Source organism: Polaribacter sp. HA6-7, assembly GCF_055693625.1.
In genome coordinates this window covers 152,823-167,018 of record NZ_CM146338.1, presented here as the reverse complement: position 1 = coordinate 167,018, position 14,196 = coordinate 152,823, and the positions used below count along the sequence as shown (strand labels likewise).

Here is a 14,196-nt window from a genome sequence, read left to right as displayed (position 1 = left end):
TCTGTTGTTAAACCGAATTATCTGTTACAACATATGTTACTTGAGGTATATCTCCATTATAATTTAATGCTGGTATAAATTCATAACTTCCGTCTGCATTAATTTTTAAAGAACCTACCGCTGGAATAACTGATGTTTCGCCTGCTAATTTAGAACCAGGAATACCATCTACAGAAAAACTTACAACAGATAAAGTATCTAAGTTACCGTCGGTATCATTCTTTAAAACTCCGTTTGCAGCTGAAACCGTTAATGTAATATCTTCTAAAGTAGAATTTGAATCTGGATTTGCAACAGGTGGAAATGGTGAAATAGGAACTGTTACATTTACAACTGCTGTATCTGTGCCTCCATTTCCGTCTGATATTTCATACGTAAAACTATCAGACCCGTTATTAAATCCAGTATTTGGTGTATATTTAACTGTACCATTAGGATTTATACTTGCAGTACCGTTCGCTGGCTGAACTGTAATACTACTTACAGAAATCGTGTCTCCGTCTAAATCATCATCATTTGATAATACCGGAATATCTATTGCAACTCCTGGATCTGTACCTGCTGAATCATTATTAGCAACTGGCGCATCATTTACTGGTGTTACTGTTATATTTAATGTGCTGTTTGCTGTGTTTGTTCCGTCACTTACAGTATATGTTACTTGTGGTACCGATCCGTTATAATCTTCCTCTGGTACAAATGTATAGCTACCATCTGAATTTACTGTTAACGTTCCTACATTTGGTATTGCTCTTACTCCTGGTGAGCCTGCTGTAACCGGAACTGTTATTCCGCCAACTACATATTGAGTAACAGTTAACGTATCTCCATCAATATCTGTATCATTATCATCTATTAATCCGTCTGCTTTTAAGACTGTTAATGTTACATCTTCATTTACTGTGGCAACATCTGGATTTGCTACTGGCGCATCATTTACTGCTTTAATTGTAATAATCTCATTCGCAGTGGCTGTTTGTCCGTTACCATCATTTATTACATAAGCAAATGTTGAGGTTCCGTTGTAATTCGCATCTGCTTTAAAACTAATTGCTCCTGCTGCTGAAACTGTTACGGTTCCATCTCGGAACTGTAATGCTTTGTGCTGTTCCTGGTGTTAATGCTGTTCCGTTGATACTTGTAATTGAAATCGTATCTCCGTCTACATCATCATCTCCTGTTAATGGTAATAAGGTTACAGCTGTATCTTCATTTGTTGTATATGTATCATCAACAGCTACTGGCGCATCATTTACTGGTGTTACTGTTATATTTAATGTGCTGTTTGCTGTGTTTTCTCCATCACTTACTGTGTATGTTACTTGTGGTACCGATCCGTTATAATCTTCCTCTGGTACAAATGTATAGCTACCATCTGAGTTTACTGTCAACGTTCCTACATTTGGTATTACTCTTACTCCTGGTGAGCCTGCTGCAACCGGAACTGTTATTCCGCCAACTACATATTGAGTAACAGTTAACGTGTCTGCATCAATATCTGTATCATTATCATCTATTAATCCGTCTGCTTTTGCTACTGTTAAAGTTACATCTTCATTTACTGTGGCAACATCTGGATTTGCTAGTGGCGCATCATTTACTGCATCAATTGTAATAATCTCATTCGCAGTGGCTGTTTGTCCGTTACCATCACTTATTACATAAGCAAATGTTGAGGTTCCGTTGTAATTCGCATCTGCTTTAAAACTAATTGCTCCTGCTGCTGAAACTGTTACGGTTCCATCTCGGAACTGTAATGCTTTGTGCTGTTCCTGGTGTTAATGCTGTTCCGTTGATACTTGTAATTGAAATCGTATCTCCGTCTACATCATCATCTCCTGTTAATGGTAATAAGGTTACAGCTGTATCTTCATTTGTTGTATATGTATCATCAACAGCTACTGGCGCATCATTTACTGGTGTTACTGTTATATTTAATGTGCTGTTTGCTGTGTTTTCTCCATCACTTACTGTGTATGTTACTTGTGGTACCGATCCGTTATAATCTTCCTCTGGTACAAATGTATAGCTACCATCTGAGTTTACTGTCAACGTTCCTACATTTGGTATTACTCTTACTCCTGGTGAGCCTGCTGCAACCGGAACTGTTATTCCGCCAACTACATATTGAGTAACAGTTAACGTGTCTGCATCAATATCTGTATCATTATCATCTATTAATCCGTCTGCTTTTGCTACTGTTAAAGTTACATCTTCATTTACTGTGGCAACATCTGGATTTGCTAGTGGCGCATCATTTACTGCATCAATTGTAATAATCTCATTCGCAGTGGCTGTTTGTCCGTTACCATCACTTATTACATAAGCAAATGTTGAGGTTCCGTTGTAATTCGCATCTGCTTTAAAACTAATTGCTCCTGCTGCTGAAACTGTTACGGTTCCATCTGGAACTGTAATGCTTTGTGCTGTTCCTGGTGTTAATGCTGTTCCGTTGATACTTGTAATTGAAATCGTATCTCCGTCTACATCATCATCTCCTGTTAATGGTAATAAGGTTACAGCTGTATCTTCATTTGTTGTATATGTATCATCAACAGCTACTGGCGCATCATTTACTGGTGTTACTGTTATATTTAATGTACTGTTTGCTGTGTTTTCTCCATCACTTACTGTGTATGTTACTTGTGGTACTGATCCGTTATAATCAGCTAAGGGTACAAAACTATAACTACCATCTGAGTTTACTGTTAACGTTCCTACATTTGGTATTGCTCTTACTCCTGGTGAGCCTGCTGCAACCGGAACTGTTATTCCGCCAACTACATATTGAGTAACAGTTAACGTATCTGCATCAATATCTGTATCATTATCATCTATTAATCCGTCTGCTTTTGCTACTGTTAATGTTACATCTTCATTTACTGTGGCAACATCTGGATTTGCTACTGGCGCATCATTTACTGCTTGAATTGTAATAATCTCATTTGCAGTGGCTGTTTCTCCGTTACCATCACTTATTACATAAGCAAATGTTGAGGTTCCGTTGTAATTCGCATCTCCTTTAAAACTAATCGCTCCTGCGGCTGAAACTGTTACGGTTCCATCTGGAACTGTAATGCTTTGTGCTGTTCCTGGTGTTAATGCTGTTCCGTTGATACTTGTAATTGAGATTGTGTCTCCGTCTACATCATCATCTCCTGTTAATGGTAATAAGGTTACAGCTGTATCTTCATTTGTTGTATATGTATCATCAACAGCTACTGGCGCATCATTTACTGGTGTTACTGTTATATTTAATGTGCTGTTTGCTGTGTTTTCTCCATCAGTTACTGTGTATGTTACTTGTGGCACCGATCCGTTATAATCAGCTAAGGGCACAAAACTATAACTACCATCTGAGTTTACTGTTAACGTTCCTACATTTGGTATAGCTCTTACTCCTGGTGAACCTGCTGCAACAGGAACTGTTATTCCGTCGACTACATATTGAGTTATTGATAATGGATTGGCATCTACATCTGAGTCATTATTTAATAAACCATTTACAGTATTTACATTTATAGTAACCTCTTCTTCTTCTGTTGCAGAATCTGGATTTGCAACTGGTGCGTCATTTACCGGTGTTACCGAAATATCTAAAGTAGCTTGATTAGAAACTAAATCATCATCATCTTTAACTGTATATAAAATATCTGCAGATCCGTTAAAGTTTTCTAAAGGAACAAAAGTTACTGTTCCTAAAGCATTTACCGAATAGGTACCAACATTTGCAATTACTAAAGGATCTCCATTAGAACCTGTATTCGCTGCATTATTTGGATCAATTAAAGTAACAGTTGAAGCGTCTATTGTACCGTCTACATCTGTATCATTTGCTCCTATTGTTGTTAAAGTTTGTGTTGCTCCTTCTAAACCAGAAGAAGTATCATTATTAGCAATTGGCGCATCATTTACATCAGTAACTGTAATTCCTATTACAGCCTCATTAGAAACATTATTATTACTATCTTTTACAGTATAATTAATGTTTGCCGCACCATTGTAATTTAAAACTGGTGTGAATTTTACATTTCCTAAAGGATCAACCTCATAAGAACCAATATTAGCTATAACTAATGGTGTACCTGTTGAACCTGTATTTGAAGTATTGTTTGGATCTATTAAAATTACTGTTGATGGATCTGGATTTGTATCTTCTACATCTGTATCATTCGCTACAATTGTTGCAACTGTTATAACTGTATCTTCATTTGTTGTATTGTTTAAATCATCTACAGCAACTGGTGGATTATTGTTTACCGTTAATGTTGCTGGTGGTGTTGATGGGGTTTCACAACTATAATCTGTTTTAGAAACAATTACCTGATATTGGTAATTATTTTCTGTTGTAGATAAGTTAGAAATAGTTAAAGAATTTGTAGTTGCTCCTGCATATTTACCTCCGTTGGTAATATTTGTAAAAGTAGAACCACCATCTGTACTTTCTTGCCATTGAAAAACATTACCTGTTGATGTTACTTCAAAAGTTACACTACCTTGAATAAAACCAGATTGATCTTGAGGTTGCTGACTAATTACTACTGGTGTACCAGCTGTAGTAACATTTGTATTACTACCTGAATATGAAGTAGTAGCACCTGTAACCGTACCATTTGTGGCATAACCTGTACCTGCTACTTCTCCTGATTTTGTAGTACTTTCTATATGACCTGCTTCTCTTACATCCGGACAAGAATCGTTGTCTGAATCTGTATCTTGATGATCAGGTGTACCATCTAAATCTGTATCGAAATTATCGTTAATTCCGTCTGAATTTGTATCAACAAAACCTAAATAATCTGGATCTTTATAATCTGGAGTTCCATCATTATCTGAATCTGCGTCTGGATCTACATTACCTGGCGTTTCAGCTGTATCTAAAATACCATCATTATCATCATCTAAATCTAAAGCATCAGCAACGCCATCATTATCATTGTCTAAAATGTCTCTGTAATCTACATCTCCACCAGTATTTAAATCTCCATCTTCATCTGCAAAATCTGTTTTTGGGTCATTATATATTCCATTAGTGTCATCATATCCGTCTATACTTTCAGAAGTGTTTTCTAATCCATTTACACCTGTAGTTCCGTTAGTTTTTCCATCTCCATTAGTATCTAATGCAGCATTTCCTACCTCTACAATATCTTTTAAAGTATCGTTATCTGAGTCTAAATCTAAATAATCTGGTGTTCCGTCATTATCTGTATCAACAGGAACAACAGCAGTTCCAACTCCGTTTGTAGAATCATAAGCATCATTTAAACCATCTTCATCTGTATCATTTGCTGCTGGTAGAATGTAACCCAAAGTACTTTGTGCCTCTACATTATCTCGGAATAGAATCATCATCTGAATCTAAATCTAGATAATTTGGTAAACTATCTCCGTCTGTATTAGGTATTGTTAATTTTTCACCTGGGTTTAAAGCAGTATCTGCGTTACCATTTCTATCATCATAAGGGTCAATTGCATCTATCAACCCATCAGAATCTACATCATTTAACGACCCTGCACCATATCTTCCATCTCCATCTGGATCTATTCCTCCGGCTTCAATTACATCTGTTATTCCGTCATTATCAGAATCTAAATCTACAAAGTTAGGATTGTCTGCTCCTGCAGTATTTGGTATTGTTAAACTTGAAGTCTCGCTAGTTCCTGTTGTTGCTGTGTCTCGGTGAAACTGCTAAAGGAATTCCTTTAGAATTTACTTCTGTACTATCTAAAACACCTGTTCCTGGTTGTCCATTTCCTTCGGGTCATCTGTTCCTCCTGCTTCAATGTAATCTGTAATACCGTCATTATCTGAATCTAAATCAAAATAATTAGGTATCCCATCTCCATCTTTATCAGACGGATTTGTTCTTGGATTATTATCACCATCTTCATTAAAATCTTCATCAACATCTAAAATACCATCGTTATCATCATCTAAATCTACGATGTCATTAATTCCGTCACCATCATTATCTTGAGTAGAAGACTCTCTCCAGTCTCTATCTCCTCCAATAGGATCTGTATCTGGCTGTGTTTTTGCACCACCATTTACGCCAGATTGATCTCCGTTTGTTGCATTATTTGCTGTTGATATTCCTGAAACATTATCAAAAATATCTGCTAAACCATCATTATCTGAATCTGTAAAATTAGCTGGATCTATAATTCCATTTGCATCTGCATCTAAAACAGCATCTATAGAATTGTCTATATTGTTCTCAGAAATATCAAATATCCCATCATTTTCAGAATCTGTATCTGCGTAATCTGGTGCAGAACCACCATCTGTGTTTGTATAACCAATTCCTGTTCCTCCGTTATCTACATCATAATTATTATCTAAACCATCGCCGTCTGTATCTACTCCTGAAGGAGCAATATAACCTGTAGTTGATTGTCCTTCTATATTATCAATAATTCCGTCATTATCAATATCTATATCTAAATAATTTTTTACACCATCACCGTCTCTATCTTGATTAAATCCAAAACCTCCTAAAATATTACCAGCAGAATCTGGGTCATTAGTATCTGCTAAACCATCTGCATCTGCATCTGCTGGTATTCCTGTACCAACAATACCATTATTATCTCCATCTGTTACTTGAAAATTCCCTTCAAAAGTATCTCGGTAATCCATCGCCATCTGAATCTAAATCTAAATAATTAGGAATTGTATCTGTATCTGAATTTAAAAATGTTGGAAAAGTTCCTTCATTATCTATAGTGTCATGCCAACCATTATTGTTTGCATCAACAAAACCATCTACAATACCATCGTTAGCGGTATCATTATAAGTTATATTATTAGAAAAAGCTTCTTCTGTATCTGAAATACCGTCGTTATCTGAATCTCTATCTAAAAAGTTAAATAAGTTTGTATTTATATCTGATGCAGCATCTGTATTTATTGGATTATTTGCTGCAACACCACTTTCTGCGGCAGTTTCTAAACCATCTGCAAAACCGTTTGCACCAACACTAACTGCTGCTGCATCTGCAATACCGTCATTATTTGTGTCTGCATAACCCGCTTCTAAAACATCTGGAATAGCATCGTTATCTGAATCTAAATCTAAGTGATTTGGAATTCCGTCACCATCAAAATCAAAACCTGCAACGATACCGTTTCCGTCTAATGTTCCAGAATCTGCATCTAAGTAATTTGGAGTTCCATCATTATCTGCATCAGCAGTTGGATCTGTACCTAATCCTTCAACAGTATCTAAAATTCCATCATTATCAGAATCTAAATCTGCTATATCTGCTACACCATCATTATCTGAATCTACATTTATTGTAATTGTTAATGTTGATGAAGCTGTTCCTGGTGTTCCGGGGTTATTATCTGTAATGTTATATGTTGTTACTGGTACTGGCCCGAATAATTTGCTGTCGGAACAAACTCATAACTACCATCAGAATTAATTTGCAAAGTACCAACTCCTGCAATAGTTGCAGTTTGTCCTGCGTTATAATTTGTTGCGTCTCCTGCAATAGTAAAAGTGGTTACATTTAAAGTGGTTCCTGCATCAACGTCAGAGTCATTATTTAAAACTCCGTTTGCAGCATTAACTGTTAATGTTGTGTTTTCTGTAGTTGAATTTACATCTGCATTTGCTTCAGGAACGTCATTTACAGATGTTATTGAAATATCTAGTAAAGCTTCATTAGATGCAAAACCACTATCATCATTTATTGTATAGTTGATGTCTGCATCGCCATTAAAATTATCTTCAGGAGTAAAAGTTACATTACCTGCAGCATCTACAGTGTAAGTTCCTTTACCTGCAATTACTAAAGGATTTCCTGTTTCTCCTGTATTTCCTGCATCTGTAGGATCTATTAAAATTATTGTTGATGGCACAACATTGCCATCTTCATCTGTATCATTATTACCAATTGTTGCAATATTAACAGGGTTATCTTCTAATGCAGTTCCTGCGTCTGAATTTGCAACTGGTAAATCGTTTACAGCTGTTATTGTTATATCTGCTGTGCCTGTTACTGGTGCTGCTATTCCGTCTGAAACTGTGTACGTAAATTCTCCCGGATCTGCTACTCCGTCGTAAGCTGTTGGTGCATCATAAATTAGACCATCTACCTCTGCTGGAGTTAAATTAGAATTGTTTGCAACAACGTCTCCGTTTGCTTTTTTAACAATTCCTAAATTTGGCAAACCTGTAACTGTTATTGTAATTGCATTTGCATCTGGATCTGAAGGCGCCGTTAAACCTAATGATGTACCCGTACTTTCTTCTGCAACAGTAATTGCGTTGCTACTTGCTACTGGCGGATCATTTGTAAAAACAGTTAATGTACCTGCATCTGAAATTGTAGGACAAGCATAAGTAGATTTAGAAACAACAACTCTATATTTGTAATTATTCTGCGCACTTGTTACACCTGTAATAGTTAATGTATTTGTAGCTGTACCGGAATAAACACCACCGTCCAAAACAGTATTGTAAACTGTACCACCATCTGTACTAATCTCCCATTGAAAAATTGTACCATCTGTAGTTACCGTAAAAGTAGTGTTTTCTCCAACTAAAATATTTCTGTTTGGTGGCTGAGCAGTTATAGAAGCTGCTGTACCTGCCGTTGAAACATTTGTATTTGTACCTGTATATGCCGTTGTAAAACCTGTAACTCTACCGTTTGTTGCGTTATAACCTGAACCCTGAACTTCTCCGGGCATTGTTGAGCTTTCTGTATGACCAGCTTCTAATACATCGTTACAACCATCACCATCTGCATCTGTATCAAATTGATCTATAGTTCCGTCTAAATCTATATCATATCTATCGTCTATGTTATCAGAATTTGAATCTACAAAACCGGAAATTGCAGGATCTTGGTAATCTAAAACTCCGTTATCATTAGTATCAACAATCGGGTCTCCGCTTGACGCATTTTCTGCCGAATCTAAAATACCATCATTATCATCATCTAAATCACAACCATCTGCAACACCATCATTATCGTTATCTAAATTATCATCAAAACCATTACATTCATCCACAGAATCTAAAACTCCGTCACCATCTGTATCTCCATCTACAACTACAATAATTTGTGCAGTTTCGCAATTATTTGCATTTGAACTATCACAAATTTTATAAACTAATGTATAACTTCCTGTTGCAGAATTTGCTGGTACAGATACTAAACCATCTGCATTAATTGTAGCACCGGTTAAGCCGTCTAAATCTATTAATGAGACTGTAACATTGGTAGAAGTTGCTGTTACACCATCTATTGTATCATTTATAAAAACATTACCAGCAGTTCCGCCATTAATACCATTTACAGCTGTTGCTGAAAAATCATCATTTGTTGCAACAATATTTGATATTGCAAATACTGATGCAAATGAAATATCATCTTCATGAACATTTTCTGTATGAGCTGCAGTTTCTGCCGTAGTAATTTCTGTACTTGTAACACTAAATACATTATCTACTTTTGTAGCTGTAATATCTGCTGCAGTAATTGTGTAAGAACCTGTGTACACCCAGCTCTCATCTGCATCTAAAATACTATTGTTATTTAAGTCTCCGCTATTTAATGTCATAGCAGTTCCTTTAGAGCTTGAAATCGCTACATTATTTAAAGGAATTGCACCGAATTATATACCGCAACGCTATAATTAATTATATCGCCGGCATTTTTACTTCCGTCTGGAGTAGTTGCATTTGGCACAATTGTAATCGTTTGAGCGAAACTTGCGCTAATTGAAATAAATAAGAATGCGACAAGCAGAAATAACTGCCTTGTCTTTTTACTAAATTTATTTTTCAAGTTGAAAAGTGTGTACATTTTTTCCATCTTTTTAAATTTATTTTTTAATTATTACTGTTAGGTGTAGAATCTTTATCTGTTTCTGATGTAGAAAAGATTTCTGTATTGTTTGTAATAATTACACCTAAAGTATTTATTGTTGCTGCTATTTTAAGTTCTACAGAGTCATTAATTCCTATTGTAAGAGAACTTAAATCCCAAATACCAGTTGTTGGGTTGTAAGTTGTATTTGTTGCAATTACAGAACTTGCTGCATTGTATGTTAAACCTGCTGGAAGTAAATCTCTTACCTGAACATTTGTTGCAGGTTGAGGCCCCGAGTTAGTTAACACCAATGTAAATATTACTGTTTCACCAATCTTTAAAATTGGTTTATCAACCTTTTTTGTTATGTTTAAATCTATAGCACAAGCTAAACTTACATTTGCATCTTTAACATCGTTTGTAGAAGCTTGAGTAAAACCAGTTGCTCCTTGGCCACTAACAATAGGACTTCCGCTTGCATCTACATTAGCCCCTAAATTTTGTGAACTTCCACCAACACTACCACCTGTTAAAGTTGATAATTTATCTAAAGTTAATGTTGCTGCACCTTCAATTGCATCTCGGACATCCGTCATTGTCTGAATCTGTGTCAAAAGAATCTATAATACCGTCATTGTCTGTATCACAATAAAGATAAATACCAAAAGCTACAGCTTGTTGAGCAGTACCCGGACTATTTACAGAAACGTTAATTGATGTTGAATTTTTAGAAAAATATAAACTATTCCCTCGATCATCATCATCAAAAGTATCTACTACTGTTAATCTTTGATTACTGGTCGTAAAGTCTCCAAATGTTGTTCCTCCAAGACCAATATTCCCTTCTAGAAATGTCCAGTTTCCTCCATTAGAATCAAAAATTATAGATTCGCCTCCAGCTGCTGTTGTACTTTCAGAGTCTATTGCTATAATATCTAAAGGATATGGCATCCCATTTTTGGTAGCAGTAAAATCAACAGTAAACGAAAAAGAAGTAGTTGCAGCATCTCCATACAAACTTTCTTGTGTACCGAAGTATTATATAAGTCTCCAATTAAAGCTTGAGGCCAAGTTTTTAAATCGCTAGTATTTACCCCTCCCCCTGTTGCAACAACATTAGAAAAAGTAGCAGTAATAATAAGATTATTAATGGTAAAAGTTTGTGTATCCCCATTATTTAAGGAGCCTCCGATGTCTGACCAATTAAAAATATATAATTGATCTTGAAAAGCTCCAGTACCTGATGTTGAGTTTGCATAACTAGGCTGATCGCAACGCTCTTCTGATAGATCTAAAATCCCATCATTATCATCATCTACATCTACCGCATCTGGTATGCCGTCTTTATCATTATCATCACAAGTAATAACTGCTGTATTTAAATAATAAGCGTTTGGTGTTGCATAAGAAGCTGTTGTTACTTTCCCTTCTGCATTAACCGCAGGAGCGCCGAGCCATAAAATCCATTATTATCTGAATCTGCATCTGCTAAACCATTATAATAAGCCTCATCTGCATCTGAACATCCATCATTATCACTATCTGAATCTAAATAGTTTGGTATTCCGTCTTTATCAAAATCACATGGTGCTTCTTCACTATATCTAAACTCGTCAATACCAAAATTATCTGCACCAAAACTATCTGTAATATAAGTTGAACTATGCCTAATTTCTATAGTAGAAACTGGTCTTGGTTGAATAAAACCAATAAAAGTTTCTAAATTTTGACCTACAGTAATGTTAGATAAAAAATTACCTGCACCGTCTTTTAAGGTAACCAAGCCGAAATTGCAGAACCAACCGATTTATCTGGACCAATTTTAAATATAAGTATTCCGTCTGCATAAATTCCCCATTCATCTTCAAAACTACCAGCCGAACCATGATCAAAATAATCTACCAAATCAAAACCGAAGCTGTAAACCGGATTTGTAAAATTAATAAATACACTTGTTGTTAAATTTTGATCCGTTTCTGATCTAGCGTCTCCAGGAACAATTGAATAACCGTGAACTGAAGCCCCGGATATAAATGAATCTGCATTTGTTACACTTATGCCAACTGCACTTGTATTCGCAGCAGCACTAACATCTGAACTTATAGTAAGTGATCCGTTAGAAAATGTTGTACTTGTAAAGTCACTTTCAGATACTACAACACTTCCTGCCTCTGATATTGCACCGGACCAACCAGATTCTATATATCCATTTGCATTTATGTTATTTGAAACTGAAAAATATCGCCCGTGAGAACTCTGATAATAAGATGCATCTGCGGCTGCACTTAAAGGAGTCACGGGGCATTCTATAGAATCTAAAATACCATCATTATCATCATCTAAATCTACACTATCTGGCACACCGTCATTATCTGTGTCATAACAAGCAGATACTGTTTCATCTAAATAAACAGCATTAGGAGTATTGTAAGACGCACCTACAACCCTACCTTGTCCATCTACCGTTACGGCGCCATTACCATAAAATCCATCATTGTCACCATCTACTCTTAAAGTTGTTCCAAAATATGCTTCGTTTGCATCTGAACAACCATCGTTATCAGAATCTGTATCTAAATAATTTAAAATACCATCTCCATCAGTATCACATGAACCCGTTCCATAGACAAAATTATCTATACCGTGCGGATCTCTTGCTGATGAGGATATACTACCTGATTCTACTCTATGTATAACTTGTATCTGAGTAATTGGTGTTTGTGAGATAAAACCAATTGTATTCTCTATATTTTGACCAGCAACTACAGAACCAACATTAGTACCACTACCATCGATGACATTTAAATTACCTGTACCATCATCACCCAAAAATCCTCCTGTAAAACCTACATACTCTACACCGTTAATAACCAAGGAATAAGTACTTACTGGATTACCTGTTGTTATAGTGTCAAAAATATCGACCAAATCAAAACTAAATGCAGTAACTGGTGTTGTAAAGTTAATTGTTGCTGTATATGTATCACCTGCTTGCCCTCCTTGATATGGTAAAACATAAACACCTTCACCAACATTTCCTGAAAAGAAATTTGAAGCTGTTGTAGTTCTAAATTGATCATTGTTGGTAGGCGAACTATAATTTACCTCATAAGTTATTGTACCATTGGCAAAAGAAACCGTAGAATTAGATGCCGAACCTGCACCAGTTGCTCCTGTTACACTAAATTCATCTGGACCGCTTAATACTGTTAAAGAAACACCTTTTTCAAAAGCTGCTTTTTCAAAACCAGACTCTTTATACCCTAATGCATTAGTATTGTTACCGGCAACATAAAAATCATAAATATCTCTACTATATGATATTGCATCTGCTTCAGGTAAAGCTGCACCTGAAATTGATTGACATTCATCAATATCTAAAACACCATCATTATCATCATCTAAATCATTTATATCTAACACTCCGTCTCCGTCTGAATCTAGGGGACCAGGTAGTTGAAATGTTACATTTATATTGTCAACTGCAATATCACTAGTAAACTGAGTACCTCTAGTTGCTTGAAATCTTAATTTAACAAGTTTCTTATCAAAATAACTCAAATTTATCGGGTTTGTTCTTAACCAATTATTACCTTGATTACCCGTTATTGTAAAAACGTTGGTTAAAGTACCTTCATAATCTACAAAAACATCTAAAGACCCCATAGCGTTTGCATCTATTGAATTGGCCCACATGTGAAAATCGAAAACTAATTGTACATTTTCTTTACCTCTAAAATCATACTCCTTCTCTATCCAAGCCACATCTCCAGTGGTACCACCTGTTGCCTCATAATAAATATATGTTGCGCTTCCGGAGCCTGTTGTTGGCCCAGTATTTGGACTTGGCGTAGAACCAGTAGTTCTTACCCAATCACTTTGGTCTCCTGCAATGTTTACCCAGCTATCAAAAGATGTTTCAAAAGTATCTTGAGCCAAAGATGTATTTGTACTTGCAAAAGCAAACAACAGCATTAGAAAAACTGGTAGTAAAGTCGCATTCTTTCTTGTTAAAGAAAAATTATTCTTCAACTTAGATATGCTATGTGATATGTAATTTTTCATAATCATATATAATTGTATATAACCTTTAACCTGTTATCGCCCATAGCAATTACAGATTTGTATTTGTAAAAAGAAATGTATTCTTGTGTAAGAAAAAAATTTTCTGAAAACCTTAAAACCAAAGCACAGATAAAATTACTCTTCTTTAAAAAGGGAAGTGATGTTAGAAGTAATTTTGATTTCATACGCTTTTCGGGGGTTAAAAAGTACAATCATAACAAATTTAATAAAAATTTATAATATTTATTAACAAATGTTAATGTTTTTCTTAAAAGCAAAATTAAAATATAAGAGTATATT

Annotated in this window: 10 protein-coding genes; all 10 read right to left on the bottom strand. The window is 35.5% G+C overall.

Going from position 1 to position 14,196, the window contains the following annotated elements; all coding sequences use genetic code 11:
• Nucleotides 1-7: 7 nt before the first annotated feature.
• Nucleotides 8-1,051 carry an Ig-like domain-containing protein gene (locus ACZ1HD_RS00955; RefSeq protein WP_472689418.1) on the bottom strand — a complete coding sequence of 348 codons (1,044 nt, stop codon included), beginning with the start codon at nt 1,049-1,051 and terminating at the stop codon, nt 8-10.
• Nucleotides 1,047-1,712 (bottom strand): tandem-95 repeat protein, encoded by a 666-nt coding sequence (locus ACZ1HD_RS00950; protein WP_472689417.1) that lies wholly within the window; start codon nt 1,710-1,712, stop codon nt 1,047-1,049. The genes ACZ1HD_RS00955 and ACZ1HD_RS00950 overlap by 5 nt, the downstream gene beginning before the upstream one ends.
• The gene (locus ACZ1HD_RS00945; protein WP_472688376.1) at nt 1,708-5,313 is read right to left on the bottom strand and encodes a beta strand repeat-containing protein; all 3,606 of its coding nucleotides are present in this window, start codon (nt 5,311-5,313) and stop codon (nt 1,708-1,710) included. Before ACZ1HD_RS00945 ends, ACZ1HD_RS00950 begins: the two co-directional genes overlap by 5 nt.
• A gap of 19 nt (nt 5,314-5,332) precedes the next feature.
• Nucleotides 5,333-5,485, bottom strand: coding sequence for a hypothetical protein (locus ACZ1HD_RS00940; protein WP_472688375.1), 153 nt, complete (start codon nt 5,483-5,485; stop codon nt 5,333-5,335).
• Between the two features lie 243 nt (nt 5,486-5,728).
• Complete coding sequence (locus ACZ1HD_RS00935; protein ID WP_472688374.1) at nt 5,729-6,643, bottom strand: hypothetical protein; 915 nt, start codon at nt 6,641-6,643, stop codon at nt 5,729-5,731.
• A 726-nt stretch (nt 6,644-7,369) separates the two neighbouring features.
• Entirely contained in the window at nt 7,370-9,580 is a 2,211-nt protein-coding gene (locus tag ACZ1HD_RS00930; RefSeq protein WP_472688373.1) for a beta strand repeat-containing protein, read from the bottom strand.
• 271 nt (nt 9,581-9,851) lie between these two features.
• Nucleotides 9,852-10,427 (bottom strand): DUF11 domain-containing protein, encoded by a 576-nt coding sequence (locus tag ACZ1HD_RS00925; protein WP_472688372.1) that lies wholly within the window; start codon nt 10,425-10,427, stop codon nt 9,852-9,854.
• Nucleotides 10,402-10,848: a CshA/CshB family fibrillar adhesin-related protein gene (locus ACZ1HD_RS00920; RefSeq protein ID WP_472688371.1), complete on the bottom strand. Its 447-nt coding sequence runs from the start codon at nt 10,846-10,848 to the stop codon at nt 10,402-10,404. The genes ACZ1HD_RS00925 and ACZ1HD_RS00920 overlap by 26 nt, the downstream gene beginning before the upstream one ends.
• Before the next feature lie 400 nt (nt 10,849-11,248).
• The gene (locus ACZ1HD_RS00915; RefSeq protein WP_472688370.1) at nt 11,249-11,614 is read right to left on the bottom strand and encodes a hypothetical protein; all 366 of its coding nucleotides are present in this window, start codon (nt 11,612-11,614) and stop codon (nt 11,249-11,251) included.
• Nucleotides 11,602-13,896 (bottom strand): hypothetical protein, encoded by a 2,295-nt coding sequence (locus ACZ1HD_RS00910; RefSeq protein WP_472688369.1) that lies wholly within the window; start codon nt 13,894-13,896, stop codon nt 11,602-11,604. The genes ACZ1HD_RS00915 and ACZ1HD_RS00910 overlap by 13 nt, the downstream gene beginning before the upstream one ends.
• Nucleotides 13,897-14,196: the final 300 nt, after the last annotated feature.

Bases quoted from the DNA above. Each gene is read 5' to 3' on its own strand.
- ACZ1HD_RS00925 (WP_472688372.1), bottom strand. From the start codon at position 10,427: ATGACGGATGTCCGAGATGCAATTGAAGGTGCAGCAACATTAACTTTA.
- ACZ1HD_RS00935 (WP_472688374.1), bottom strand. From the start codon at position 6,643: ATGGATTACCGAGATACTTTTGAAGGGAATTTTCAAGTAACAGATGGA.
- ACZ1HD_RS00910 (WP_472688369.1), bottom strand. From the start codon at position 13,896: ATGAAAAATTACATATCACATAGCATATCTAAGTTGAAGAATAATTTT.
- ACZ1HD_RS00930 (WP_472688373.1), bottom strand. From the start codon at position 9,580: ATGACATTAAATAGCGGAGACTTAAATAACAATAGTATTTTAGATGCA.